The sequence below is a fragment of the Actinacidiphila bryophytorum genome (assembly GCF_016916835.1).
GTDB lineage: Bacteria > Actinomycetota > Actinomycetes > Streptomycetales > Streptomycetaceae > Actinacidiphila > Actinacidiphila bryophytorum.
The window spans coordinates 1-26,451 of the sequence record NZ_JAFFIX010000026.1 but is presented as its reverse complement, the minus strand read 5'-3'; the positions used below and the strand labels follow the sequence as shown (position 1 = coordinate 26,451).

Below are 26,451 nucleotides of genomic sequence, written 5' to 3'. Positions count from 1 at the left end.
CGCGGCTCCGCCTTACTTCGTCAGGTGCGGCCCGCCGCGGCGTGCCCGCCGTCCAGGGCGCCCCCGAGCACCAGGTCCCCGTGCGCGGCGGGCGCCAGAGCGGCCGGCGGCAGCGCGACGGCGTGCGCCACCGACGCGAGCGTCATGTGCCGGTGCCACCCGCAGAACGAGCGGCCCGCGTAGTCCTCGATGCCGACGCTCTTCGCGGTGGCCGCGTAGTCGTACTCGACGCGCTCCAGCAGGGTGCACAGCCGCAGCAGCGACGCCGGGTGGGCGGTGGGGATGTCGGTCAGCCACAGCTGCTGCGCCTCGGGGCGGCCCCGCTCGGCCAGCCCCATCAGGGTCAGGATGCGCGGCTCTGCCAGGTGGTCGCCCGCGCCGCCGTCCGCGGCCTTGACGGCGACGCCGGTCAGCTGCCCGGCCCGTACACCGCCGGGCGCGCCCGGGCCGCGCCACCGGGCCGGGCACGCCGTGCCCTGGGCGGCGCGCACCGCCTCGCCCGCGGTCATCCTGGCGGACACCGGGTGCCCGGTCAGCGCCGGGTCCGCGACCGTCAGCGGCACGGAGGCGTCGATGCGCGCGAGCACCGGGATGTCCGCGCGGCCGAGGCGGCCGAGCACCGTGGCGAGGTCCATCTCGCGGGCGTCCAGGACGACCGGGCGGACCGGCAGGCCCCAGCCCTGCACGACGGTGCGGCACTGCCGGGCGACCTGCTCGGCGTACGTCTCGGGGAAGGCGCTGTCCGGGATCGACGCCCTCCTGCGGCGTAAGTCGTCGTCGAGCCAGCCGCGCGGCAGCCGCAGCTCCCAGTCGACGGGGCCGCTGCCCTCGGCCGAGGCGGCCCACACGCCGACGGCCTGCTGGGCGTTGAGCACCCGCCCCGCATCGGGCACGAAGGTGCGGTGGACGCCCACGGAATGCTGGCCGACCTTCTGAATGAGCGTTCTGCGCACCACCCATGCGTCCACCGAAATCCGCGGTACCAAGTATTCCGCAAGTGCCCGGCGCACCGGGTGCCAGGCCCAGGTCGACTGGTTGACGAAGTGGTGCAGGCTCTGGTCGGCGCCCCGGCCGCCCATGAGATGTGCGATGTTCCGTGCCGATTTCCGCCCCGGTGTGCGCAACAGGCCCATCACGTACTCGGCGCCGGTGCGCCGCTGGTCGGCCCGCGGCAATGAGGCGAACAGCGATTCCAGCAGGTCGGGCGGTGGATCGCTGGAAAGTGCCGCAATTTCCGGGAAACGGTCGGATGCGTGGATTTCCTGCCGGTCTGCCATTCGAAGACACCCCTCGGTACTCGGCTCATGCGGCTGCAGGAGAATTCAGCCGGGAAGAGACCGGGGTGTCGGGCAGCACTGCGGAGAAGGCGAACTCCAAACCGATTCACAATTCAAGTTTCCCGGCTGATTGATCGTCAAGTAGCAGGTTCCTGTCAATGCACCGCACGGAGCCGGACTCGGAATGCCGAGTACTGTGCGGGGCGCCGGGCAGTGTCGACGCGGGGAGGCCAGCGGTGCCAGCGAGCCAGCAGGAGATCGACGTAGCCCAGGGCCAGCTGGCCCGGCTGGTGTTCGGCCAGCTGGCCGCGCGGGCGGTGGGCACGGCGCTGCGGCTGGGCGTCCTGGACCGCTTCGGCCGCGACGGCACCCCCCGCCCCGCCGCCGAGGTCGCCGCCGGACTCGGGGCCGAACCCCGTGCCACGCTACGGCTGCTGCGTGCGCTGGCCGCCCTGCAGCTGCTGGCCGAGCCGGCCCCCGGCTCCTTCGCGCTGGCACCGGCCGGTGCGCTGCTGCACGGCGATGCGGAGTCCCCGGAGGGCGACGGGACCTCCATGGCCGCCTTCGTCCGGATGTTCACCGGGCCCGTGGTGCTGAGCGGCTGGGACCACCTGGCGGACAGCCTGCGCACCGGCGAGCCGTCGTTCGAGAAGGCCTTCGGCGTCGACTGCTTCGGCTACCTCAAGCAGAATCCCCAGGCGTCGGCCGAGTTCAACGCGGCGATGAGCCAGGGGACGAAGGCCCCGGCGGCGGCGCTGGCCGCGGCCTACGGCTTCGACCGGTACAAGACGGTGGTGGACGTGGGCGGCGGCGACGGCACCCTGCTGGCGGCGATCCTGCGCGGGCACCCGGGGCTGCGCGGCATGCTCTTCGACACCCCCGAGGGGGTCGCGGAGGCGGGCGCGGTGCTGGCCCGCGAGCAGGTGGCCGAGCGCGTCACGGTCCACGCGGGCGACTTCTTCGCGGGCGTGCCCGCGGGCGGCGACCTCTACCTGCTCAAGAGCGTGGTCATCGACTGGGAGGACGACGCCTGCGTCGCGATCCTCGACCAGTGCCGGCGGGCGGTGCCGGACGGCGGGCGGCTGCTGGTCGTCGAGCCCGTCCTGCCGCCGGCGGTGGACGGCAGCACCCCGCCGGGCGCGTACCTGTCGGACCTGAACATGCTCGTCAACACCGGCGGCCGGGTCCGCACCCGCGCCGAGATCGAGGGTCTGATGACCCGCGCCGGCTTCACCCCCACCGGGCTCACCCCGCTGCCGCCGCCCTTCGCCGCCCTGGAGGCGGCCCCGGCCTGAGCCGGTGCGGCACCGGGCTCACACCAGCTCGGGCAGCGGCTTCCTGCGCAGCGCCGGCGCGGGCACCGGCTCCCACTGCCGGGTGGTGCGGACGTAGCCGGCGATCACCGAGACCAGGGCGGCGATCAGCAGCGGCCCGAAGACGTACGGGTGGCGGGCCATCTGCATCGGCAGGAAGCGGTAGGACAGCAGCAGCGCGGTGAAGACCGCGGCGCCGTGCACGACCAGCTGGACGCCGGCCTTGTCCCAGCCGCGGTCGTACGTGCGCAGCGCCGCCTCGACGGTGATCGAGAAGACCGCACCGGCGACCAGGTCGACGCCGTAGTGGTAGCCGAACCCGAGCGTCGCGCAGAGCGTGGCGACCAGCCAGAACGTCCCCGCGAAGCGCAGGCTGCGCGGACCCCTGCGGGAGTGGATGAAGATCGCCGTGGCCCAGGCGGTGTGCAGGCTGGGCATGCAGTTGCGCGGGGTGATCCCGTCGAAGGGCATCGCGTGCGGGGTGGTGACCTGCGGGGCGGTGGCGGGCCACACGTTCGCCAGCGCCCAGTGGCCGCCGTCGGGGCCGTAGGCGAAGACCGGGCCGACGGTGGGGAAGAGCATGTAGATCGCGGGGCCGATCAGGCCTATCACCAGGAAGGTGCGCACCAGGTGGTGGCGCGGGAAGCGGCGCTCGGCGGCCACATTGCGCAGCTGGTACATCGCCACGGCGACCGCGGCGACGGCGAGCTGGATGTAGACGTAGTCCAGCAGGTGGCTGCCGACAGGGCCGGTGGCGTCCACGATCCGCCCGGCCAGCCACGAGGGGTCGCCGAGCGCGTGGTCGGCGGTGGCCGCGTACCGGTCGAGCACGTCGGGCCGGGTCTTGGAGGTGATCAGCAGCCAGGTGTCACCGGTCTTGCGGCCGGTCACCAGCAGCAGGCCGAGGCCGACGCCCTTGAGCAGCAGGGTCCGCTCGCTGCCCGTGCGGCGGGTGACCGCGATGACCGCGCAGCCCATGATCACCCACAGCGGGCCGTTGCCGCAGGCGAACCCGGCGCCGGCCGCCAGCCGCACCAGCAGGAAGACCAGGTCGATGCCGACCGCCGCGGCGGCGGCGACGAGGCGCTGCCGCCAGGTGAGCACCACCATCATCAGGCCCATGCTGGCGTAGAGCAGCGGTCCCGACTTGGGGGCGAAGACCACTTCCTTCGCCTGGTTGGTGACCGGCCCCGGTATGCCGTAGTGGCGGGCGGCGATCTCCAGCGCGACCAGGAAGGCGGCGGTCACCGCACCCGCGGCCGTCCACAGCAGTGCCCGCGGCCTGCGCCAAGCGGCGAGGACGGACGAACCCGATATTCGAGGGAATTCCCGCGATGTTATGTTTATCAATTTTTGGTCGATTTGTTCGATTGCGGCTGTCTGGGTGAATCGACTCCCCGTCAAGGGCGGCGGTGGGGGTGATCGCCGATCGAACATGTTAACGGAGCGGGAACGGGCGGATTACAGGCAGGGCAGGGTGACCCGCGCGACCGCCGTCAGGAGAGGCCGACTGTCTGCCGGTCGGGGTCGATCAGGGCGACGACCCGCTCCCGGTCGCGCGGGTAGGGGCGGCCGGTGTACTTGGCCGACACCTCGTCGATGACCTGCCAGGCCGCCTCGCCCTCCAGCCACTCGGTGACCCGGCCGCGGATGGAGATCGGCTGGAAAGGATCGTCGGGCGGGGTCAGCGAGAGGGCGACCCGCGGGTCGCGGCGCAGATTGCGGGCCTTGCGGGACTCGGGCCCGGTGAGCACCGCGATCCGGTCGCCGTACGTGCCGATCCAGACCGGAACGGAATGCGGGGCGCCGTCGGGCAGGACGCTGGCGAGGTGGGCGACCGGGGTCTCGTCCAGTGCGCGGCGGATTACGGGGTCGAGTGCCGTGGCCATCTGCGTGGTCCTTCCTCGGATACTTCGGGAGTCGTACGGTCCTGGCTGCTGCGGCGACCCTACCCAGCGGCCACGGCGCGGCCCGGGATCTTCGGACAACCTCCCCGGGGTGCGCTCACGAACGCCCCTGGCCGCGGTAGAGGTCGAGTTCACCGTCCAGCTCCACGGCCAGCACGGTCGCGTACTCGTCCAGGTCCGCAGCCGCGGGTGCGTCGATCCAGCTCAGGCCCGGTACGTTGCCGAGGCCGCCGGTCACCCGGTGGGCCAGCTCCGCCCCGCTGCCCAGCACGGTGACCCGCCGGATGGCGTTGCGCAGGCCGCGGACGGCCAGGGCGTCGCGGGGGATGTCGTAGCAGACCAGGTAGAGGGTGCGGCGGTCGGCGGACAGGGTGCTCGGCCCGTAGTGGTGGCCCGGGGGCAGGCCCGCGCCGGTGCCGTGGACGGCGGCGCCGTGCCGGGCGATCCAGCCGCCGAGGCCTTCGAGCCGCTCGGCGTGCTCGGCCGGGATGGTGCCGTCCTCGCGCGGTCCGACGTCCAGCAGCAGGTTGCCGCCCATCGCGACGGTCTCGGTGAACCAGCGCACCAGTTGGCGCACGCTCTTGTGGTTGCGGTCGGCCGGCTGGTGGCCCCAGGAGTCGTTGACGGTCAGGCAAAGCTCCCACGGCCCCTCGGGGGCGTGCACGGGCAGGCCCTGCTCGGGGGTGGCGTAGTCGCCGCGGGAGAGCATCCGGGCGTTGAGCACGGTGTCCGGCTGCTCGGCGAGAATCCGCTCGGCGAGCCGGTCGATGCCCCACTGCTCCTCGCTGCGCTCCCACTCGCCGTCGAACCACAGCAGGTCCGGCCGGTAGCGCCGCACCAGCTCGCCGACCTGGCCGTCGCGGTAGGCGAGGTAGCGCCGCCAGGCCGCCGGGTCCTCGCGCCCGCCGGGCGGTGCGACCAGCGGGTGGGTGCGGACGTCCGCGTGCCGCGGGTGCGGGTCCGGGTGGACGACGGCGGGGTAGTCGGGGTGGTTCCAGTCCGAGTGCGAGTAGTACAGGCCGACCTTCAGCCCCTGCTCGCGCAGCGCCTCGGCGAACGGGCCGACCAGGTCGCGGCCCGCGGGCGTGCGGTCCGCGACGTTGAGCGGACCGTGGGCGCTGTCCCACAGCGCCACCCCGTCGTGGTGGCGGGCGGTCAGCACCGCGTAGCGCGCACCGGCCCGCGCGAAGAGCGCCGCCCACTCCCGCGGGTCGTAGCGGGCGGCGGTGAAGCCGCCGAGCTGGGCCATGTAGTCCTCGCGGCTGACCCGGCCGTCGTAGAAGGCCCAGGACTCCGGCACGCCGTCGACGGCGTAGATCCCGTAGTGGACGAAGATGCCGAGCTTGGCGTCGGTGAACCACGGCTGCATGGGCATGGACGGCCCCTCCCTCGGCTGGTGCGCCCCCGGTCCCGGCGGCCGCGCTGGTGTCGATGATCCGCCCCGCGTCTCGGCGGGCAGGCACCGGGGCGTCGGCCGCACGGGGTGCAGTGCGCCGCCCGCCGCGGATGCCCTGGCCGGACACGGCAGCGCCCCGGACCGGCGGGAGGCCGGTCCGGGGCGTGCGCGGGACTCGGTGGGGGGAACCCGAACGGGTCCTGGCGTCGGACTACCGGTACGTGATGTCCGAGGACGTGTAGTTGCAGTAGTGGCCGTCGGGGTCGGAGCCGTTCTTCGGCGGCTCGGCCCCGGTGTTGTTGCCGATGTACTTCTGGCACGGCACGATCTTGTGGCTGCTGTCGCCGATGATGGTGATGTTGCGCAGCGAGACCGTGTCGCCGTAGTTGGTGTTGATCCCGGCGATCGCGCTGCCCTTGTACGTGGCCTCGATGCCGTTCAGCTCGATCGTGCGCTTGTACTGCGTCGAGCAGTTGCCGCACGACCGGACGAGCTTGCCGAAGTCCTGCACGGCGAAGTTGCTGACGACCAGCTTGCCGGCGCCGTTGAACTGCAGGACCTTGTCCGAGGCGTGCCGGGCGCCGCCGCCGATGACCGTGTAGACGTTGGACGACGACGAGCCGCGGAAGGTCGCCGCGTCCTCGCCGACGTCCTCCCACCACACGTTCTGCAGGGTGCAGCTGCCCTCGCAGTGCACGCCGTCGGCGGCCGGGGAGCCGATGACGACGTTCTTGAGCGTGGCACCGGGCGCGAGGTCGAAGATCGGCCCCTGGTCCTCCGACTGGCCGTCGGTGCCGAGGTCGCCGGTGCCGTAGTAGCGGGCCATCCCGTAGTCCTTGGTGCCGGAGACCGAGATGGTCGAGCCGGTGCCGTGGCTGCTGGTCGGCGTCGGCCAGGTCGCCGCCGCGGCGGACGGCACGAAGGCCCCGGTCATCATCGCGACGGTGGTCAGTGCGGTGGCGGAGCCGAGGCCGACGGCGGCACGCCGGCGGGCGTGCCGCCGGCCGGTGTCCTGCCGCCCTTGCCGGTGGGGGCTGGTGAGTGGAGACATGGCGGGTCGTCCTTTGTGGGGGGATGAGTCAGTCGTGTAGCAAGCGCTTGCCAACGAGCCATCGCCAGGCGCTGTCGAAGCGCCGAGGTGCCAAGAACCGTAGGACACGCCCGCCACGCGGGCAACAGTTTTCACAAGGTTCGTGGATGGTCGGCCAAATCCCCATTCATCGGTAGGGGAAAGGGCGCATGACACCCGCACAGGCCGGTGGCGGTACGGCGGCGGCCGGTGGTGAAGCGCATCGACAGATCGTCGTGAGCGACCCTGGAGGTTCGTCTCACGAGGATGGTAAAGGCTTACTTTCCGGAGTGGTGGGCGCACGACGGTTGTGCAAGGAGTTGGATCCTGTTCATACTGCGGAACGATCGGAGCCGCGCCACCGGCGCACCACGACCCCCTCCAGGAGTGCACCCATGGCCCCCACGCGCAGAGACGTTCTCACCGCAGGCGCCGCCGGTGCGGCCGCCGCCCTGGGGCTGGGGGCCGCCGGCGCGCCCCGGGCCCGCGCCAGTGCGGGGCGTCTCGGAAGCCGTGCTCTTTACGTGTCACCCGACGGGCGGGGCGACTTCACCTCCGTGCAGGACGCCGTGGACGCCGTGCCAGGCCCGGGCGCGACGATCGTGCTCGCGCCCGGCACCTACCGGGAGGCCGTCGTCGTCCCCGCGGCGGCCCAGGGCCTGACCCTGCTCGGTGCGACGGGCGACCCGTGCGACGCCGTCATCGTCCTCGACCGCGCCAACGGCACCCCCAAACCCACCGGCGGCACCTACGGCACCTCGGGCTCCGCCACCGTCACGACCCAGGCCGCGGACTTCACCGCCCGCCACGTCACCTTCGCCAACGACTGGCTGCGCGCCGACCACCCCGGTGTCACCGGCACCCAGGCGGTCGCGATCAAGGTGCAGGGCGACCGCTCCGCCTTCCACCACTGCCGCTTCCTCGGCCACCAGGACACGCTGTACGCCGACACCCTCGCCGTGGACGTCTTCGCCCGGCAGTACTACCGGGACTGCTACGCCGAGGGCGACGTCGACTTCGTCTTCGGCCGCGCCACCGCCGTCTTCGACCACTGCCGCCTCCACACCCTGGACCGCACGGACCTGGCCGCGCCGCCCTACGGCTTCGTCTTCGCGCCGAGCACCACCGCCCCCGACCCGCACGGCTTCCTCGCGACCGGATGCCGCGTCACCAGCGGCGCCCCGGACGCCGCGTACAAACTGGCCCGCCCCTGGGTGCCCAGCTCCGACACCACCGCGGTGCCGATGCTGACCGTGCGCGACACCTGGCTCGGCCCGGGAATCGACGCGGCGCAGCCGTACGCAAACATGTCCGCCGACTTCCCCTGGCAGAGCATGCGCTTCCGGGAGTACGCCAACAGCGGCCCCGGCGCACACGTGACCGACCCGGCCGCCCGCCCCCAACTGACCCGGCAGGAGGCCCGGTCGGCCACCCCCGAGGCGTACCTGGCGGGCGCCGACGGCTGGGCGCCCTGGCGCGGCCGCTGACCGGATCGCGATCCGGCGGGAACGGACCCGCCCCCCCGTCACCCGTGCGGACCCGCCGGGCGGGCCGGGGCGACCGGGTCCCGGCACGATGGGGGCGTGACCGAGGGAGCACCGATGACCGAGACCACGTCCCCGGGCGGACCTGCCGGTATCGCGGCGCCGGACCCCGGGTCCGCCCCGACGGCCCAGCCGCGCCCCGGCGGCCTCCCCGACCTGCGCCGGGTCGGCGCTCACCCGGACCACTGGTATCCGGTCGCGCTGTCGTCGCAGGTGCGGGGAAAGCCGGTGGCCGCGGTCTTCGGCGGCGAGCGCATGGCGCTCTACCGGGGTGCGAGCGGCGCCGTCCACGCGCTGGAGGACCGGTGCGCGCACCGCCAGGTCCCGCTGAGCATGGGAGTGGTCGAAGGCGACGCCCTGCGCTGCTGCTACCACGCCTGGGCCTACCGCGGCGACGGCCGGATCTCGCAGATCCCCTACCTCCCCAAGGGGGTGGGCCGTCCGCCGCGCGGAGTACGCGCCTTCCCGGTCAGGGAGGCGTACGGCCTGGTGTTCGTCTTCCCCGGCGACCCGGCGAAGGCGGAGGCAACCGCGCTGCCCGTACTCCCGGAGTACGGCTCGGCGCGGCACCGCACCATGACGTACTCCCGGACGGTGCGCTGCCACTACTCCTTCATGCACGAGAACCTGCTCGACATGAACCACCAGTTCCTGCACCGGGGTGTGGTCGGCCGGCTGCAGCCGAAGCTGCTCGGCTACGAGGCGGACGCCCGGTCGGTCGAGGCCCGCTACCTGTTCACGCACGGCGGCGGCCGGCGCAACCGCGGCGCGGGCCTGCTCGCGGCCGAGGGCATCGGCGGCTCCGACAGCGCCGACGTGATGACGATCCGCACCGAGTACCCCTACCAGACGCTCACGCTGGTCCCGGAGAAGTCCGACCACCCGGTCTTCTCGCTGTGGGTCGCCTACGTGCCGGAGGACGCCGAGCAGCGGACCTGCCACGTCTACGGCCTGCTGATGATCGAGAAGCCGCGGGTGCCGGGCGCCGTCCATCTGGCGTGGCCGCTCATCCGGCGCTTCACCGAGCGGGTGTTCGCCGAGGACCGGATGGCCGTCGAGGCCGAGCAGCGCGCCTGGGACGAGCAGGGCGAGGACCGCAACCATGAGGTCTTCCCGCTGATCCTGGACGTCCGCGAGGTGCTGCGCAGCAACGGCGTCCCCCTCTCGCCCTGCGCCCGGCCCTGCGGCTGAGCCCGCCGGCGGCCGGGCGGCGGTCAGCTCAGGACGACGGACGCCTGCCGGGCGATCAGCCCGGCGCCCAGGGCGAGCACCACGAAGGCCGAGACCAGCGGCGCGCCCCGGCCGTCAGGCGTCCGCGCCGGGCTCGGGGCGCGGCGGGTCGAGCAGTGCCAGCCGCTCCAGGCTCTGCGGGTTCGTCACCACCGTCATCTCGGTGATCCGCCCCGCGGCCACGGTGAAGGCCAGCACCGCGAGCGGTGTGCCGTCGGCGCGCCAGGAGACGACCCCGGGCCGGCCGTCGACCAGCACCTCCCGGCCGCCGCCTGCCGCGCCCGCGGACAGCTTCGCGCCGCGGGCCACCGCTGTCGCGCCCAGCGTCACCGCCACGCCGCCGGGGGAGTCCACCGTCAGCCGCACGTCGGGGTCCAGCAGCCGCAGCAGCCCCTCGAAGTCGCCGTGCCGGGCCGCGGCAAGGAAGGCGGTGACGACCTCGCGCTGCTCCCGCCCCGCGCCCGCGGGCGGCCGGTTCTCCTGCACCTTCCTGCGGGCGCGGCTGGCGAGCATCTTGGCGGCGGCGGTGGACTTCCCGAGGATCGGCCCGACCTCGTCGAAGGGCACCGCGAAAAGGTCGTGCAGCACGAACGCCAGCCGCTCGCTCGGCCCGAGCGTGTCCAGCACCACGAGCAGGGCCAACCCCACCGACTCGGCGAGCGCCGCGTCCTCCGCGGGCTCCGTACCGCCGCCCGGGGTCTCGGCCAGCTCGGGCAGCCGGACGTCGTAGGACACGTCGGGGCGGCTCCTGCGCGAGCGCAGCACGTCGAGGCTGATCCTGCCGACCACCGTGGTCAGCCAGCCGGCGAGGTTGCCGATGGCCGCCGGGTCCTGCCGGGACAGCCGCAGCCAGGCCTCCTGCACCACGTCCTCGGCGTCGGCGTGCGAACCGAGCATGCGGTAGGCGACCGAGCGCAGCCGGTCGCGCTGCGACTCGAACGCGTCGGCCACCCGGTCCCCGGACGCCGGGTCCTGCGGGCTGCTGTCGTCGGCCATGGAGTTACCTTCCTGCGTTCCGCCCCGTCATGGGGGATGACGGCGCAGGAGCGCCGCAGGTAACGACCCGAGGAGCAGAGCCGATGCCCGTACGTACCAAGGGAACCCCCCACCCCGACCTGATCACCGCGATCCAGCACCTGCACAAGGCGATCGGCGCCGGGGGAGTGGCACCGGGGCTGCTCTCGCTGGTCCATCTGCGGGCCAGCCAGATCAACGGCTGCAGCCCCTGCGTCTTCTCCGCCGTCACCGCGGCGAAGAAGCACGGGGAGAGCGACGAGCGGGTGCACCACGTGGCCGCGTGGCGCGACACGCCCTTCTACACCGACCAGGAGCGGGCCGCCCTCGCGCTGACCGAGGCCGCCACCCGCCTCCAGGACGGCGCGGACGGCGTGACCGACGCGATATGGGAGGAGGCCGCCGCGCACTTCACGCCCGAGCAGCTGTCCGCGATCACCCTGGAGATCGCGACGACCAACTTCTTCAACCGGATCAACCGCACGATCGGCGAGCAGGCGGGCAGGACCTGGTGAGCCCGCCGCCCGGAGCAGCCCCGCCGCGGGGGGGCTACTCCGGGCTCTCGGCTGCCACCGCCGAGCCGACCTCCATCAGGTCGAGGGCGTGCTTGAGCACCTCGCAGGCCTGGATGTGGTTGCCGGCCTCCTGGAGCAGGTCGGCCAGCCGGCGGCAGACCAGCACCGCCTCGGGGCCGAAGGACTTGCGGGTCTGCAGGAACGCCTGCTCCAGCACCTCGACTGCCTCCCGGCTCTGCCCGGTGTCGGCCAGCAGCTCGGCCAGTTCGAGCTGCACCGCGAAGTTGTGCGCGCCCGGCTCGGGGGTGCCCTCCTGGAGGACGAGGCGGAGCACCGGCAGCGCGTCCCTGCTGCGGCCGGCCGAGCGCAGCATGCGGGCCAGCGACAGCCCCGCGCCGAGCATCGCGGCGCGCACCTCCTCGCGCAGCACGGGACCGGCAGGCAGCGGCTCCGCGGTCGCGGCACGGTTGCGGACCAGCGGCAGCCGCCCGGTGTTGTTCTCCTGGTGCCGCTGCGGCCGGGGCCGGTTCTTGGCCCGCAGCCGCGCGTCCAGCTCCTGGTAGATCGTCTCCAGGTCGATCAGCTCGGGGCCGTCGGCGATGCCGGCCCGCAGGATGTCCAGCAGCTCACCGGTGAAGGCGGTGTGCATCTCGCCGTCGGGGGCCAGCGCCACCCGGTCCCGCGGCGAGGCGGCCAGCACGTAGGCGCCGTCGACCGCGGCCTCGTCGATGATGCCGCCGGTCAGCGCCTTCGCGGCCCGCCCGCTGAAGCAGCAGTCCAGCACGATGATCTTGCGCCGGGCGCGGGACTGCCGGACCACGGCCCGCAGGTGCTGGTAACCCACCGCCGTGTAGCCGGTGTTGGCGCGCGACCCGGTCAGCGCGAGGTAGAGGTCGGACGAGTCGGCGTCCCGCAGGCCGTGCCCCGCGTAGTAGACGAGCAGCGTGTCCTCGGCGTCCTCGCCCGCACTCTGTACGGGGTCGAGCAGCGCGGAGGAGTCCTGCGGATCGGTCACCACGACGCAGTGCCGGTCGGGCAGGCCCCACAGCATGGGGTCGCCCAGCGCCTGCGCCAGGTCCCGCAGGTTGGCGGTGACGGCGGGCAGCTGCTCCAGCTGGCGGTAGGCCGCGGTGCCGATGAGGACGGCCCGCGATCCCATCGGATCAGGAAGGCGTTCCATCACCCGCCGCTTCCCCGGTGCGTACGTTCGCTGCCCGCGCCGGTTCCGGTACGGGCGCCGGCTCCTGCGCGGGCAGGGGCGGCCGGGCGGGCATCGGCGGTACGGCAGCGGCGGCCCGCACAGGTGCCGCCGCAGGTGCGGCCGCAGCCGGCGCCGCGGCCGGCAGCGGCACGTCGGCCGGCTGCGCCCCGAGCACCTGCAGCGCTCGGGCCAGCGCGGCCACGTCGACCGGCCCGGTCGCGGGGATCTCGACGGTCGTCCGCCCCCGCCGCAGCGTGATGCCCGGCGGGCGGCGCCGCGCGTCCCGCCACTGCGCGACGGAGACGGCCAGCGCACCCGCGGACAGCCCGGAGCCGATCGTCAGCTGCAGGACGTCGAAGGCCAGGCCCATGGCGCCCGGCTGCGGGGGCTCGCCGTCCCGTATCCGGCCGGCGGACAGGCCCGTCAGCGTCTCGTCCGCACGCAGCCAGCGCAGCAGCGACCGCAGGTCGTCCTCCGCCGTCCCCGGGGCCGCCGGGTCCGCGGGGGTGAGGACCACCTCCACCTCACCGGCGGCGGCAAGGGCGCCGCCGGCCGTGCCCGTCTCATCCACGCCCGCTGTTCCTCTCCGCCTCGCAGCGCTCGCTCACCGCGGAGAACAGCACGACGGCCTCCCCGCCCGCTCCCTCCCGGGACAGGCACATCGCCTGCCAGAACTGCGCGGCCAGTGTCGTGGGGTGGGCCGTCCCCAGGGAGATGGGGCAGACCCTGGCCAGGGTGCCGAGGATGCGCACCGCCTCCTGGAGGTCGCCACGGTGCACCAGGGTGACCGCCTCGCGCAGCCGCGAGGTGGCCTTGGCCTCGGTCATGCCGCTCATCACCATCTGCTGGGTGCTGCTGCTCAGCCCCACCGGGTGGCCGCCGGGCAGGCCGTCGGCGGACGTCGTGGGCCAGGACACCTGGGTGGGCACGGCTGTGGTGTGCAGGCCCGCGATGTTCTCCGGGCGCTCCCTGCCGCCGCCCGGCGCGGGGCGCGGGATGGTGAGGGTGCCGCCCTCCGGGTCCGCCGCGGCTTCCGCTGCCGGCCGGTGGACGGTGGCGAGCGCCTGGTCGCGTATGCAGTCGGCCACCAGCGAGCGCAGCCGGCGTACCGGCTCGGCCGAGACGGTGGTCGCCAGCCGGCCCAGCACCTCGACGGCGCTCGCCGGGCGCAGGTCGGCGTCCCGCTCGGTGAGCGCGTCGGCCAGTGCGGCCAGCCGCGGCGGTACGCCCGGTGTGCCGGTCAGCCGGGGCAGGCCGGTGTCGACGACCTGGAGGATGATCGGGGCGATCTCCTCCTCCCCGGCGAAGGGGTGCCGCCCGCTGAGCATGGTGTAGAGGCAGGTGCCGAGCCCGTAGAGGTCGGCGGCGGGCCGGGGCGAGGCGCCGCGCAGCGTCTCGGGCGGCAGGTAGCGCGGGGTGCCGACGACCTCGCCCAGTTCTGTGACGGGGGAGTTGTCGACGGCGCGGGCCAGCCCGAAGTCCTGCAGCACGACCCGGCCCGCCCGGGTGATCATGACGTTGGACGGTTTCACGTCGCGGTGGACCACGCCCGCCTCGTGGACGGCGGCAAGTCCCGCGCAGACGCTGGCCGCGACCGCCTCGGCCACCTCGGGCGGCAGCGCGCCGTGGGTGCCGACCAGGGCGTCGAGTTCGACGCCGTCGAGCAGTTCCATCACCACGAAGGGGGTGCCGGCGTCCGCGCCCGCGTCGAGGACGGCGACCACGTAAGGGGAGCTGATCCGGGCCAGCGTCGCCGCCTCGCGCCGGAAGCGCTCGGCTGCCACGGCGTCGGCGGGGTCGGAGCCGCCGGCCAGCAGCTTGACGGCGACGCGTCGGTCGAGGGCCAGGTCCTCCGCCTCGTGGACGTTGCTGCTGCCGCCGGAGCCGAGCCGCCGCAGCAGCCGGTAGCGGTCGGCCAGCAGCCGTCCTTCCGCCGCCATCCGCCCTCCCGGTCCCCGTCCGCGCCCGTGCCGCCCGACTGCCCTTCGCGCCCCACGATCTTATCCGCCCGTGCCTCCCGGCGGCCGTGGACGGCCTGATCCGCTGTGAGTTGACGCAATGTCAGCAGTCCGCCGGTGGAGCGCCCGGTCAGTGGTGACGGAGTATCAGCCATCGGGGGCGGCCCCGCAGCACATCCGCGGATCGACCACCGCTCCTTCCGCCAGGGTTCACCACCTGCTCGCGGTGGCGTCATCCGCGCTCCTCGGCAGGTCCTTTGGATCGGTGCGCACCCCTGGAGGAACCGGGGGCAGCGGGGGCGTCCGCCTCCGTGTCCTTAACCAACCTGAGGTTCGCATGAGACTGAGGGTCATCGACGGCCGGCGTGTGAAGCCACTGCTCGCGGTGCTCGCCGCCACGGCCGTCGTGGCGGCCGGACCGGCCGCCGCGTACGCCGACACCGCAACTCCCGCCCAGAAGGCCGGCGGAGCCGCCCACGCGCACCAGCCCGGCGCGGGCACACCCGTCTCCACCGGAGCACCCGCGCCGGTCACCGGCGGCATCCCGCTGATCAACACGGTCGAGCAGACCGGCCCGGGGATCAGCCTGCAGCACGTCAAGGCGCTGGACCAGAAGGGCTGGTACGACGCCCAGTTCCTGACCGTGGACCTGGCCGACCACGCGGTCGGCACCGACCTGCTGACGTCCGGTCCCGCCGCGTCCGGCGGCCCGCTCAGCGAAGCCGCGAACAAGGCGGGCGCCGTGGCGGCCGTCAACGGCGACTTCTTCGACATCGGCAACTCCAACGCGGCGCTCGGCGGCGAGGTCAGGGACGGGCAGCTGGTCAAGTCCGCCGACATCGCGGGCAACCGGCAGCACGTCGGCGTCAGCTCCGACGGAGTCGCCCAGCTCGTCGACCTCACCGTCGACACCAGCGCGACCTTCGGCGGCGCACAGCACAAGGTCCTCTCCCTCAACGCGGCCAACGGCGGCGGCGTCCCCGCGGACGGCCTGGTCGCCTTCACCCCCGCGTGGGGCACCTACAGCCGCAACACCGGCCTGAACGGCGTGGCCGCCGACCAGGTCGCCGAGGTCCTGGTCGTCGGCGGCAAGGTCGTCTCGGTGACGCCCAGCGGCCCCGCGGGCGCGGGCGCCGTCCCCGACGGCGGGTTCGTCCTGGTCGGCCGCGGCGCCGCCGCTGCCGCGATCCGTACGCTGCAGCCCGGCGACCCGGCCTCGCTCGGCTACTCGCTGGCTGACAACGCTGCCAAGACCATGAAGTTCGCCCTCGGCCACGGCGGCACCGTCGTGACCGGCGGCAAGCCCGTCGGCGGGCTCGACACCTCGATCGCGCCGCGTACCGCGCTGGGCTTCAAGAACGGCGGCAGGACGCTCGTGCTCGCCACCTGGGACGGCCCGGGCGGCACCGGAAAGGGCGGCGTCGGCATCGACAAGGAGGCCCGCGACCTGGCCGCGATGGGCGTGCAGACCGCGGTCAACCTCGACGGCGGCGGCTCCACCACGATGGTCGCCCGCGCCCTCGGCGACGACAGTGCGACCGTACGCAACGTCCCCTCGGACGGCCACGAGCGCAATGACCCCAACGGCGTCGGCGTCTTCGTCACCAAGGGCGACGGCAGACTGCACCAGCTCCTGGTCGGGCCCGCGCCCGGCGCCGCCTCCGCCGACGGCGGCGTGAAGGTCTTCCCCGGGCTGCGCCGCGCACTGGTCGCCAAGGGCGTCGACGACCACCAGACGCCGGTCGCGGTCACGGCGAAGTCGGTGCACTGGTCGGCCCGCGGCGCCTCGGTCAAGGACGGTACGCTCACCGCCCCCGCCAAGGCGCACGGCCCGATCACCGTCGAGGCGCGGGTGGGCCGCGAGGACGCCGGGCAGAAGGTCGCGGTGCTCGGCCCGGTCGCGTCCCTCGAGCTGTCCTCCAAGCTGCTGTCGATCGCCGACGCGACACCCGAGGACGCGGCCACCGTCTCGGTGACCGGCCGCGACGCGCAGGGCTACACCGCGCCCGTCGACCCGCGCGACCTCTCGCTCGACTACGACCACGCGGCGGTCGACATCCAGCCGGTGGGCGGCAAGCTGAAGATCACCCCGCTGGCCGCGGCGAGCACCCTGCTCACCGTGAAGGCCGGCGGCAGATCCGTCCAGCTCCCGATCACCATCGGGGTGCAGACCCGGACCGTCTACGACTTCGGCGACGACGTGCTGGCCCGCTGGCACAACAACAGCACCGCGGCCACCACCTTCTCCGCCGACCCCGACGGCCTGCGGATCGACTTCAACGCGATGCGCAACGTCGGCATCGCCGCGGCGTCCGCCGCCCAGCGCGTCGAGGTGCCCGGCCAGCCGCTGCGGCTGCGGATGCGGCTCAAGTCGAGCATCAGCGTGCCCAGCGGCCTGACCTACATCGGCTACACCGACGCCAACGGCAAGGGCAACGGCGTCTACGGCACCGGCCTGACGCCCAGCGCGGACTGGCAGTACGCCACCTTCACGCTGCCGGCCAACACCGCCTTCCCGATCGCCGTCTCCAGCTTCCAGGGCATCAACACCAGTGTCGCCCAGCAGAAGGCGGGCACCTTCGTCCTGGACCGCATCGAGGCCGACATCCCCACGCCCGTCGACCTGCCGGTGCAGGGTCCCCCGACGGCCGACCCGCTGGTGTCCGACGACGGCTCGCTGCCGCAGGGCCGCAGCAGCTGGCAGTTCGCGACGCTGTCCGACGTGCAGTTCACCGCGGACAACCCGGCGCTCTCGCAGGTCGCGACGGCCGCCATCGCGCGGATCCGCACCACCCACCCCGACCTGCTGGTCCTCAACGGCGACATCACCGACCGCGGCCTGCCGCAGGACCTGGCGCTGGCCCGCCAGGTGCTCACCGACGCCGGGTGCGACCTCGTCCCGGTCGGCCAGGAGCCGGCGGAGAACAGCACGCCCGACCCCAGGGCCGGGTCGATCCCCTGCTACTACGTGCCGGGCAACCACGAGTCGTACGGGCTGAACAACGTCCAGTCCGACCTGACGAACTTCACCGCCCAGTTCGGGCAGCCCTACCGGACTTTTGACCACAAGGGCACCCGCTTCATCCTGCTCGCCAGCTCGCTCGGCACGCTGCGCGGCACCGCCTGGGACCAGCTGCCGATGATGCAGCAGGCGCTCGCCGACGCCAGGAAGGACCCGTCGGTGCACAACGTGCTGGTCTTCGCCCACCACCCGGTGGACGACCCGGCCGACACCAAGTCCAGCCAGCTCGGCGACCGCGACGAGGCCGCGCTGGTCGAGAACATGCTCACCGACTTCAGGAACTCCACGGGCAAGGGCGCCGCGATGGTCGGCTCGCACGCCCAGATCGCCGACGTGCACCGCGTGGAGGGCGTCCCCTACGTGGTGCTGCCCTCGTCCGGCAAGGACCCCTACGGCACCCCTGACCGGGGCGGCTTCACCGGCTGGGTCGACTGGTCGGTGGACTCGGCGCGCGGCGCCGGCCAGCAGTGGCTGGAGGGCGACGTGCGCGCCTTCGCGCAGTCCGTCACGCTGGATGCGCCCGAGGCGCTGCGGGTCGGCGGCACCGCCGTGCTGTCCGGCAGCATCGTGCAGCCCGAGGGCGTCTCGGCCGGCACCCGGGTGGTGCCGCTGCGCTACCCGATGTCGGTCGACTGGGGCGGCTCGTCCGGCCTGGCCGTCGGCAGCGGCAAGCAGGCGGTCGCGGACGCCCGCCACAGGGGCAAGGTCGCGATCCTCGACCCGCGGACCGGGACGCTCACGGCGCTGCGCCGCGGCACGGTGACCGTGTCGGTGACGAACGACTCGATGCGCCCCTACACCGGCGCCGACTCGCTCGGACCGGTCACGGCGTCCAGGACGATACGGATCGGCTGAACCGCCGCCACCGGGTGACCCCCGGTGGCGGCCGGGCGGAGGGCGGGCACGTGCGGCGTGCCCGCCCTCCGCGCTGCCCGGCGCGCGCCCCGCCGTGTACGGCTCACACCGGCGTACGTAACGCCCGGAAATGTACGCCCTGTTGCTCACTCACCGTATACCGGATGATACGGAGTGACGTCACCCGGGGTCACGACCAGTCACCGGGGGCCATCGGAGAAGGGGGCAGGCGGTGGCGGTCGAGGAGACGGGCCATGCGGTGGTCGTCGGGGCCGGAGTGTCGGGGCTGCTCGCGGCCCATGCGCTGGCCGCGCGGTTCGAGCAGGTCACGGTGGTCGAGCGGGACGCGGTCGCCGAAGGGGCGGAAGGCACGGCGCAGTTCCGCGCCGGCGTACCGCAGTCCCGGCATGTGCACATCCTCTGGTCGCGCGGCATGCAAGCCCTGGAGGAGCTGCTGCCCGGGGTCGGCGCGCAGCTCGAAGCGGCGGGGGCCGCCGTCATCGACGCGCCCGCGCAGATGCGATGGCTCTCGCCCGCGGGCTGGTTCGCCGGTGTGCCGGGCACCCGCTACCTGTCGGTGTCCCGCGAGGTGCTGGAGTCGACGCTGCGGCAGCGGATCCTCCGCAGGCCGGGGATCACCCTGCTGGCCCGCCACGAGGCGACCGGCTTCGCCGCGGCCCCCGGCGAGGGCGCGGTGGGCGGGGTGCGGCTGCGCGAACGCGGCGGCGGCGGCCGGGAGATGACGCTGCCGTCGGCGCTGGCGGTCGTCGCCACCGGGCGCGGCTCCCGTACGGCGGAGTGGCTGCTGCGGCTCGGCTATGCGGTGCCGGAACCCGAGCGCATCGACGCGCACCTCGGCTACTCCTCCCGCTACTACCGGCGCCCCGCGGCGGGCGGCACCTGGCGGGCCATGTACCTGCAGGGCAACACCGAGGTGCCGCGCGGCGGGGTGATCGTGCCCATCGACGGCGACAGGTGGCTGGTCACCCTGATCGGGCAGGGCGAGCACCAGCCGCCCGTGGAGGAGGCGGCCTGGCTCGACTTCGCCTCGTCGCTGCGCTCGGCGGAGCTGTCCGACGCGCTCGACGGCGCGGAACCGCTCTCGGACGCCGTCGCCTTCCGCGCCACGGCCAACGAGTGGACGCACTTCGAACGCGCCAAGCGCTGGCCGCGCGGCCTGGTGGTGACCGGGGACGCGCTGTGCCGCTTCAACCCCGTCTACGGGCACGGCATGACGGTCGCCGCACTCCAGGCCCAGGCCATCGGTGCCCAGGTCGCGGGCCGCGAACCGGCGGAGATCGCCGAGCGGGCACGTGAGACGCAGCGGGCGGTGGCGCGCTGCGTCAAGGCGGCCTGGATGATCGCCACCGGCGAGGACTGCCGCTATGCGAGCACCGACGGCCCCAGGCCAGGCGCGCTCGGCAGGATCCAGCAGGACTACCTGGCGCGGGTGCTGGCCGCCGCCAACACCGATCCGGTCGCCTCCGCCGCCTTCTTCGCGGTCCTGTCGCTCAACCGCCGCCCCGAGACGCTGCTGACGCCGCGGGTCGCGGTACGCGCCACCCGCCGCCGTCAGTAGGGTGGGCGTCGGACAGGCCCACCGACCGGCGGGGAGGCGCGGTGCAGCAGCCGCTGTTGACGTTGACGGCGATCACCCTCGACTGCGCCGACCCGGTGGCCCTCGCCGCCTTCTACCGCGAGGCCACCGGTTACGAGCCGCACCCGCAGTCCGACGCCGACTTCGAGGGCCTCACCCGGCCGGACGGCCTCTTCCTCGGCTTCCAGCGGGTCGAGGACTACCGCCCGCCGCAGTGGCCCGACCAGACCGTCCCCCAGCAGTCCCACCTGGACTTCGCCGTCGCCGACCTCGACGAGGCCGAGTCCCGCCTGCTGGCGCTGGGCGCGGGCAAGCCCGGCTACCAGCCGGACGAGGCGCGATACCGGGTCATGACCGACCCGGCGGGTCACCCCTTCTGCATCGTCAGGGCACGCGCCGCCTGACGCCCGCCGTCCCGGGCGCCGGCGCCGGTGCCGTACCCGCCGCGTACCGGTGCAGCTCCGGCACCGAGCGGACGACCGCACCCACGGCCAGCACCGTGAGCAGCCCGCCGGCGCAGATCACCGGGCGCGGGCCGAAGGCGGAACCGGCCGCACCGTGCAGCAGGTTGCCGATCTGCGGCCCGCCGATCGTGACGACCGTCAGCGACCCCTGGACGCGCCCGCGCAGCGCGTCGTCGGTGAGCGACTGCGTGAGGGCGTTGCGGAAGGTGCTCAGCACGAAGTTCACGGCGCCGCCGAGCGCCAGTGCGGCCACCGCGAGCCACAGGACGGGCGCGAGCCCCAGCAGCACCACGCACGCGCCCCACGCGGCTGCCGCCGCCGCGAGCACGGCACCGTGCCTGCGGGCGCGGGTGAAGGTGCCCGAGACCAGCCCGACCGCGAACACCCCCGCCGGGTAGGCCGCGTAGAGCAGCCCGAGAGCGGGGCCGCCGCCCGCCGTGCCGCCGTAGGTGCGCTGGGCCAGCTCGGGGAAGAGCGCGACGGGCATCCCGAAGGCCATCGCGGCCAGGTCCACCGCGAGCACCGCCACGAGCAGGCGGCTCGCGGCGAGGCACCGGAAGCCGTCCGCCACCTGCCCGGGCACCGAACGGGCCTGCGCGGCCCGGGCGTCGGTACCCGCCGGGAGCGGCGGCGGTAGCGGCGGCAGCCTGAGGACGGCCCACAGCACGGCGAGCAGCGCCGCGGCGTCGAAGAGATACAGCGTTCCGAGCCCCGTCACGGGGATCAGCACCCCGGCGAGGACCGGCCCCAGGATCGACCCGGCGTAGCGGACCAGCGAGCTGAGACTGCTCGCCGCGGGCAGCAGCGCGGCCGGGACCAGGCGCGGCACCGCGGCGCCCATCGTCGTCATGACCGCCCCGAAGGACACCCCCTGGCACGCCACCAGCGCCAGCAGGGCGGGCACGCAGCGTCCGCCGAGCACCGCCTGCGTCCACAGCCCCGCGTATGTCACCGCCAGCCCGCAGTGCGCGGCCAGCAGCACCTTGCGGCGGTCGCGCACATCGGCGACGGCCCCCGCCCACAGCGCGGCCACGACGAGCGCGGCGAGCGACACCGCAGCCGCGAGCCCCACGACCGCGGACGACCCGGTCACGGTGAAGAGCTGCGTCGGGATCGCGACGACACTGAACGACCCGCCCACCGCCCCCACCGCGGACGCCACCCACAGCCGCCGGTAGGCCGGCACGCCCAGCGGCCGCCGGTCCACGGTGAAGGCCGCCGCCGCCCTGAACGCCGACCGTCCGCCGGCCCCGTCGTGCGGCCGCCCACCCGCGCGGGGAGCGCTCGCCCGCTCGGGCGCCGTCATGCGTGCGGACCCGCGCCGACGCCGGCGGCGTCCGGCTCGGGGGGAGCGTCCAGTGCGACCACCTCGGCGACCGCGCAGGCGATGTTGTCCGGCGCTCCGGCCGCGTACGCGCGGGCGAGGAGCGCGTCGAGGGTGTGGCGCGGGCTTTCGGTGCCCGCCAGGAGGTCGCGCAGCGCGGTGTCGGGGACGACCGTGGACAGCCCGTCGGAGCACAGCAGGTAGCGGTCGCCGGGGGCCGCCGCGTGCAGCGACAGGTCGGGGCTGGCCGTGCCGGTGCCGGACAACGCCCGTACCAGCAGCGCCCGCTGGGGGTGGGAGGCGGCCTCCTCGGGGGTCAGCCGGCCCGCGTCCACCAGCGACTGCACATAGGTGTGGTCATGGGTGATACGGAAGAGCTCGCCGCCGCGCAGCAGATACGCCCGGGTGTCGCCGATGTGCACCAGTGCGAGCTGGGAGCCCGACCACAGCAGGGCGGTCAGTGTCGTGGCCGCGGCACCCGCGGCCGTCGAGGCGGCGATCTCCGCGATCGTCAGGTCCGCCGCTCTGACCGCGTCGGCGAGCGCGCCGAGCAGGTCGGCGGCCGGTACGGGCAGCGCCTCCAGCGGCCGGAGCGCGGCCACGGCAGCCGCGCTCGCCCGGTCGCCCGCGGCGCCGCGGACCCCGTCGGCCACCGCGAGCAGCCGGGGTCCGGCGTACGCGGTGTCCTCGTTGCTGGTGCGCAGCAGCCCGGACTCCGACCTGGCGGCGTACCGGATGCCCAGCACGGCGGGGGCGGCGTCCACCGAACTGCCGCTGCCCGTCAGGTAGTCGACCAGGAAGGTGGCCAACTGCCCGCGTGCCGCGGTCTCCGCCTGCACCTGCCGCCAGAAGTCGGCGATCTCCTCCGCCGCCTGCGCGGCGGGGAGCCCGCACACCCGGCGGATGCGCGCGAGCGGCATGCCCACCCGCCGCAGCCACGCGATCAGCCGGGCCTGCTCCACCTGGCCGGGGTCGTAGTAGCGGTAGCCGGAGTCGCCGTCCACCACGGCCGGCCGCAGCAGGCCCAGCTCGTCGTAGTGGCGCAGCGCCTTGGGCGAGAGCCGGACGGCCCGCGCGAACGCCCCGATCGTCAGCAGTTGCCGCACGGCTCCTCCTCGCACCCGGCCACCGCGGCCGGGTGCGGGCAAGGCTGCCGCTTCCCCCAGGGGGAAGGTCAAGGGCGGGCGCCGCGGCGCGCGGTCACCAGGTGGGCGTGGCGGTGGGCTTGTCGGTGGGCTTGTCGGTGGGCGGGCAGGTGGTCGGCGAAGGCGAAGGAGTGGGGGGTGTGGTCGGCGGTGCCGTGGGAGGCGTGGGAGGCGTCGGCGGAGTCGGCGGCGTGGGTGGAGTCGGCGGCGTGGTGGGGGCGGTCGTCGGCGGGGAGGTGGGCGGTGTCGTCGGAGGTGTCGTCGGCGGCGTCGTCGGCGGCGTCGTCGGCGGCGTCGTGGGCGGTGTCGTCGGCTCGGTCGTCGGCGGTGTGGTGGGCGGGGTGGTCGGTGACGCCGCGCAGTCGATGGTGCCCGCGAAGGGGAAGTTGTGGATCTCGCCGGCGTTCACGTAGTCCCCGCCGGCCAGCCGCGGACCGGCCTGCAGGGAGCGCACCACGATGTCGCCCTCGATGTTGGAGGCGTCGCGGTCGGTGAAGTCCGCACCGGGGGCGTAGACCGTGCCCTCAAGGCTGTCGCCCGACTCCATGGTGATGTTCTCGGCGTCCGGGAAGTCCCACAGCATGTACGGAGCCTGCGGGCCGCTGACCCCGGCGAGCTGGACGCTGTCCCATGCGTCGGTGCCGCCCGTGGCGGTCGTGTCCACCACGACGACGAAGGGCGTGTTCGCACTCGGCTGGTTCCTGAACGTCAGCACGGACAGCCGGTTGAGGTCCTCCCCGGAGATGTGCAGGACGTTGGTCTCGCCGGGTGTGAGGGTGACGTACGCCTGGGTGCCGTCGGGGAAGCCGGTCTGCGGGTCGAGGGGGTTGCCCTGGGCGTCGTCGAGCGTGACGTTCGCCGCGCAGGCGGCCATGTCGGCGGCGCGGCTGCGGTAGGTGGCGAACAGCGAGGTGAAGTCGATCAGTCCGGGTCGGGGGGCGACCGACGCGGGGGGCTGGTCGGTGGTCAGCTCGATGCGCGGGGTGGAGTCGTAGCCGGAACCCGCGGCGACCACGCGGGTGTTGACCGCGGCGCCGTTGGCGTCCCGGTCCAGGGGCGTCACCCCCGTCGGGTCGCCGATCTTGACGTAGCCGTTGTTCTCCACGCGCAGCACGCCCACCGGTGAGCTGCCCGCCATGTCGACCCGGCCGCCGACCAGCAGGGCGGTCGGGTTGGCGTCGCCGTCGTCGACGAAGGTCCCGGCCGTGTGGATGGCCACGTTGTAGCCGGGGCCGAAGGTGAGGTCGCCGCCCAGCGCGACGGTCCCCTCGGTCTCGGTGCTGCCCAGCAGCGCGTTGTTCTCGACGATGGTGCCGAAGCCGTGGTTGCCGGCCACCGGGTTGCCGATCGCCCGGGGTGCGGCGGCCGCGGTCCCGGCCGACGGCAGGGCCGCCAGGCAGGCGACGGCCAGCCCTGAGGCGCAGACGAGCGCCGGAGCAAGTGATGGAATACGCATGAAGCGGACAATAGGGACCTTTTGTCCACTGTTCGTCCTGACAGAGGTACCAGGGGGCCGGTTCAACCCGATCGGCGGCAGCTCGCCCCGCCGGGTCGAGGGGTGCTTCGACGGTCAACAACCCCGGTGGGGCAGCCGAGTTCGTCCGCGCCCGGGACATCACCCCGGGCTCCGGAGAACACGGGAAGGTCCCGGCGGCCGCGGACCGGGGAGCAGAGCAGGACCAGTGCGGCCAGCGGCACCCCCGCCGTGGTGACCGCCATGGCGCTGCGCAGTCCCAGTGCGGTGCCCAGCGCACCGCCCAGCAGCGCGCCGAGCGGGACGGTCCCGTAACTGACGAAGGCGGTGCTCGCGGTGAGCCGTCCGAACAGCTCCGGCGGGCAGTAGCGCTGCTGGAAGCCCGCCTTGACGACGTTGCCCGCCACGACGCCCGCCGCCACGCTGGAGCCGCCGGCCACGAAGAGCAGGACACCGGCCCCGCCGGTGGTCAGCGCCATGAGCACCGCGGGCGTCGCAAGGCCGAGTTCGAAGACCAGCGTCGCGCGGGCCGTACCGATCCGGCCGGCCACCCGGCGGGCGGCGAAGGCCCCGGCGACCCCGCCGGCACCGGTCGCCGCGACCAGGACGCCGACCGTACCGGGGGCCAGCCCGACGGTGCGCACCAGGAACACCACCTGGATCGACTGGTACCCCATCAGTGCCAGGTTGGAGGCGGCCCCGAAGAGCGTCAGCGTCCGCAGCCACGGGTCGTGCGCGATCAGCCGCAGCCCCTCCGCGACCTCGCGTGCCAGGGCGTGGCGCGGGCGCTCGGCCCTGGGGGCGGGCGGCTCGCGGTGGCGGATGCGCGCCAGGCACAGCAGCGAGACCAGGAAGGTCCCGGCGTTGGCGGCCATCCCGCTGACCGCGCCCGCCGCCTGCGCGATCAGGCCGCCGGTGCCGAGCCCGGCGATCTGCGCCGCGGACGCGCTGCCGTGCAGCTTGGCATTGCCCTCCGCCTGGTCCTCCGGCGCCAGTACGCCCGGCAGGTAGGCGCTGTAGGCGGTCTGGAAGAAGACCGCGGCCGTACCCGCCAGCAGTGCGACGGCCAGCAGCAGCCCGATGCTGAGCCGCCCCGCCCACGCGGCGACCGGCAGGGCCGCGTAGAGCAGCAGGGACACCGCGGCGGCGGCCAGCATCACCGGCCTGCGCCGCATCCGGTCCACCCAGACGCCGGCCGGCAGCCCGATCAGCAGCCAGGGCGCCCAGGCGGCGGCGCTGAGCAGGCCGACCTCGAAGGTGCCGGCGTGCAGGGTGGCGACGGCGGCCAGCGGCATCGCCACCCCGGTGACCGACGCACCGAACTTGCCCGCCGTCTCGCCGTACCACAGCAGCCGGAAGTCGCGGTGGCGCCGCAGCAGCCCACGGCCCGCGACCCGGCTCATCCGGTCTCCCGCGCCTTGCGGGGGAAGGACTGCAGCTGCACGACGACCGGGCGGGCGTCAGGACCCGGCTCGGCGCCCGGCGGCGGGGTGTGCCGGGCGACGACGTCCGTCAGTTCGGCGTTGAGCGCGGCCAGTTGCTCAGGTGTCAGCCGCAGGTCGCGCCAGTCCGCGATGGTGCCCGCGCTGCGCCAGCGGTCGTCCCAGTCCTCCCCGACGTACGTCACCACACGGCTGAAGTACAGCTGCAGCAGCTCGTGCAGATACACCGAAAGGGCGCCCCGGCTGTCGGGGTCGTCGCGGAAGTCGGCGGTGTTCAGCTCGTTGGTGACGCCGACCCGGCGCCACCAGCGCTCGCGTTTGGTGCCCCGCCCGGTCTCCTCCTCGATGAAGCCGTGTTCTGCGAGGTGGCGCAGGTGCCAGCTGACGGTGCCGGTGTTCTCGCCGAGCCGCTGAGCCAGGCCCGTGGCGGTGGCGGGTCCGTCCAGGCTCAGCAGTTCGAAGATGCTCATCCGCAGCGGGTGTGCGAGGCCGCGCAGGCTGCGCGCGTCGAGCCGCCGGGTGGGCGCGGGGGTCTGCTGGGTGCTGCCGGAGTCGTGGGACATACCGGCAGCCTATCTTGCAGAGAAATCTCTGCATAGGACTCTCTGCAGATGATCCTCTGCATGTGCGGTCAGTCCGCCCGCACCGCCCGCAGGCCGGGGGAGGCGGACAGCGCGGCCGGGTGGTGCGGCGCCGTGGAGTGG

General features: G+C 74.1%; 21 protein-coding genes. 7 read left to right on the top strand and 14 right to left on the bottom strand.

The window, feature by feature from the left end; genetic code table 11:
* Positions 1–20: 20 nt before the first annotated feature.
* A complete protein-coding gene (locus tag JT723_RS28760; protein ID WP_205047749.1) occupies positions 21–1,277 on the bottom strand; it encodes an IS701 family transposase in 1,257 nt (418 codons plus the stop codon).
* Between the two features lie 236 nt (positions 1,278–1,513).
* Between JT723_RS28760 and JT723_RS28755 the strand changes: the two genes are divergently transcribed.
* Positions 1,514–2,572, top strand: coding sequence for a methyltransferase (locus JT723_RS28755; RefSeq protein WP_251513194.1), 1,059 nt, complete (start codon positions 1,514–1,516; stop codon positions 2,570–2,572).
* An 18-nt stretch (positions 2,573–2,590) separates the two neighbouring features.
* Here the strand turns inward: JT723_RS28755 and JT723_RS28750 are convergent, their stop codons facing one another.
* The 4 genes from JT723_RS28750 to JT723_RS28735 form a co-directional block, all read right to left on the bottom strand.
* Positions 2,591–3,862, bottom strand: a complete 1,272-nt coding sequence (locus JT723_RS28750; RefSeq protein ID WP_240166351.1) for a phosphatase PAP2 family protein — start codon at positions 3,860–3,862, stop codon at positions 2,591–2,593.
* Between the two features lie 224 nt (positions 3,863–4,086).
* The gene (locus JT723_RS28745; RefSeq protein WP_205047746.1) at positions 4,087–4,479 is read right to left on the bottom strand and encodes a TIGR03618 family F420-dependent PPOX class oxidoreductase; all 393 of its coding nucleotides are present in this window, start codon (positions 4,477–4,479) and stop codon (positions 4,087–4,089) included.
* A 115-nt stretch (positions 4,480–4,594) separates the two neighbouring features.
* Positions 4,595–5,872: an alpha-L-fucosidase gene (locus JT723_RS28740; protein WP_205047745.1), complete on the bottom strand. Its 1,278-nt coding sequence runs from the start codon at positions 5,870–5,872 to the stop codon at positions 4,595–4,597.
* A 232-nt stretch (positions 5,873–6,104) separates the two neighbouring features.
* Positions 6,105–6,944: a pectate lyase gene (locus tag JT723_RS28735; RefSeq protein WP_205047744.1), complete on the bottom strand. Its 840-nt coding sequence runs from the start codon at positions 6,942–6,944 to the stop codon at positions 6,105–6,107.
* A 413-nt stretch (positions 6,945–7,357) separates the two neighbouring features.
* Between JT723_RS28735 and JT723_RS28730 the strand changes: the two genes are divergently transcribed.
* Positions 7,358–8,449 (top strand): pectinesterase family protein, encoded by a 1,092-nt coding sequence (locus JT723_RS28730; RefSeq protein WP_205047743.1) that lies wholly within the window; start codon positions 7,358–7,360, stop codon positions 8,447–8,449.
* Between the two features lie 114 nt (positions 8,450–8,563).
* Complete coding sequence (locus tag JT723_RS28725; protein WP_205047742.1) at positions 8,564–9,697, top strand: Rieske 2Fe-2S domain-containing protein; 1,134 nt, start codon at positions 8,564–8,566, stop codon at positions 9,695–9,697.
* Between the two features lie 114 nt (positions 9,698–9,811).
* Here the strand turns inward: JT723_RS28725 and JT723_RS28720 are convergent, their stop codons facing one another.
* Positions 9,812–10,732 (bottom strand): sigma-70 family RNA polymerase sigma factor, encoded by a 921-nt coding sequence (locus tag JT723_RS28720; protein WP_205047741.1) that lies wholly within the window; start codon positions 10,730–10,732, stop codon positions 9,812–9,814.
* 83 nt (positions 10,733–10,815) lie between these two features.
* Between JT723_RS28720 and JT723_RS28715 the strand changes: the two genes are divergently transcribed.
* Complete coding sequence (locus tag JT723_RS28715) at positions 10,816–11,265, top strand: carboxymuconolactone decarboxylase family protein (protein ID WP_205047740.1); 450 nt, start codon at positions 10,816–10,818, stop codon at positions 11,263–11,265.
* 34 nt (positions 11,266–11,299) lie between these two features.
* Here the strand turns inward: JT723_RS28715 and JT723_RS28710 are convergent, their stop codons facing one another.
* Genes JT723_RS28710 through JT723_RS28700 form a run of 3 tightly spaced genes read right to left on the bottom strand, consistent with a single transcriptional unit; the run spans position 11,300 to position 14,406 of the window.
* Entirely contained in the window at positions 11,300–12,445 is a 1,146-nt protein-coding gene (locus JT723_RS28710) for a caspase, EACC1-associated type (RefSeq protein ID WP_240166339.1), read from the bottom strand.
* A complete protein-coding gene (locus JT723_RS28705; RefSeq protein WP_205047841.1) occupies positions 12,429–13,037 on the bottom strand; it encodes an effector-associated constant component EACC1 in 609 nt (202 codons plus the stop codon). Before JT723_RS28705 ends, JT723_RS28710 begins: the two co-directional genes overlap by 17 nt.
* The gene (locus tag JT723_RS28700) at positions 13,030–14,406 is read right to left on the bottom strand and encodes a serine/threonine-protein kinase (RefSeq protein ID WP_205047738.1); all 1,377 of its coding nucleotides are present in this window, start codon (positions 14,404–14,406) and stop codon (positions 13,030–13,032) included. Before JT723_RS28700 ends, JT723_RS28705 begins: the two co-directional genes overlap by 8 nt.
* A 355-nt stretch (positions 14,407–14,761) precedes the next feature.
* Here JT723_RS28700 and JT723_RS28695 point away from each other — a divergent pair, with 355 nt between their 5' ends.
* The 3 genes from JT723_RS28695 to JT723_RS28685 all read left to right on the top strand — a co-directional run bounded on the left by JT723_RS28695 (position 14,762) and on the right by JT723_RS28685 (position 20,302).
* Positions 14,762–18,301, top strand: a complete 3,540-nt coding sequence (locus JT723_RS28695; RefSeq protein WP_205047737.1) for a phosphodiester glycosidase family protein — start codon at positions 14,762–14,764, stop codon at positions 18,299–18,301.
* Between the two features lie 232 nt (positions 18,302–18,533).
* Positions 18,534–19,880 carry an FAD-dependent monooxygenase gene (locus tag JT723_RS28690; RefSeq protein ID WP_205047736.1) on the top strand — a complete coding sequence of 449 codons (1,347 nt, stop codon included), beginning with the start codon at positions 18,534–18,536 and terminating at the stop codon, positions 19,878–19,880.
* Between the two features lie 41 nt (positions 19,881–19,921).
* Complete coding sequence (locus JT723_RS28685) at positions 19,922–20,302, top strand: VOC family protein (RefSeq protein WP_251513192.1); 381 nt, start codon at positions 19,922–19,924, stop codon at positions 20,300–20,302.
* On the opposite strand, the gene JT723_RS28680 is transcribed toward JT723_RS28685, so the two are convergent.
* The 5 genes from JT723_RS28680 to JT723_RS28660 form a co-directional block, all read right to left on the bottom strand.
* Positions 20,283–21,668, bottom strand: coding sequence for an MFS transporter (locus JT723_RS28680; RefSeq protein WP_240166338.1), 1,386 nt, complete (start codon positions 21,666–21,668; stop codon positions 20,283–20,285). The genes JT723_RS28685 and JT723_RS28680 overlap by 20 nt on opposite strands.
* Entirely contained in the window at positions 21,665–22,783 is a 1,119-nt protein-coding gene (locus JT723_RS28675) for a MerR family transcriptional regulator (protein ID WP_205047823.1), read from the bottom strand. The genes JT723_RS28680 and JT723_RS28675 overlap by 4 nt, the downstream gene beginning before the upstream one ends.
* A 103-nt stretch (positions 22,784–22,886) precedes the next feature.
* Positions 22,887–24,287: a choice-of-anchor A family protein gene (locus JT723_RS28670; protein WP_205047735.1), complete on the bottom strand. Its 1,401-nt coding sequence runs from the start codon at positions 24,285–24,287 to the stop codon at positions 22,887–22,889.
* 62 nt (positions 24,288–24,349) lie between these two features.
* Positions 24,350–25,708 carry an MFS transporter gene (locus JT723_RS28665; RefSeq protein ID WP_205047734.1) on the bottom strand — a complete coding sequence of 453 codons (1,359 nt, stop codon included), beginning with the start codon at positions 25,706–25,708 and terminating at the stop codon, positions 24,350–24,352.
* Positions 25,705–26,310 (bottom strand): ArsR/SmtB family transcription factor, encoded by a 606-nt coding sequence (locus JT723_RS28660; RefSeq protein WP_205047733.1) that lies wholly within the window; start codon positions 26,308–26,310, stop codon positions 25,705–25,707. Before JT723_RS28660 ends, JT723_RS28665 begins: the two co-directional genes overlap by 4 nt.
* Positions 26,311–26,451: the final 141 nt, after the last annotated feature.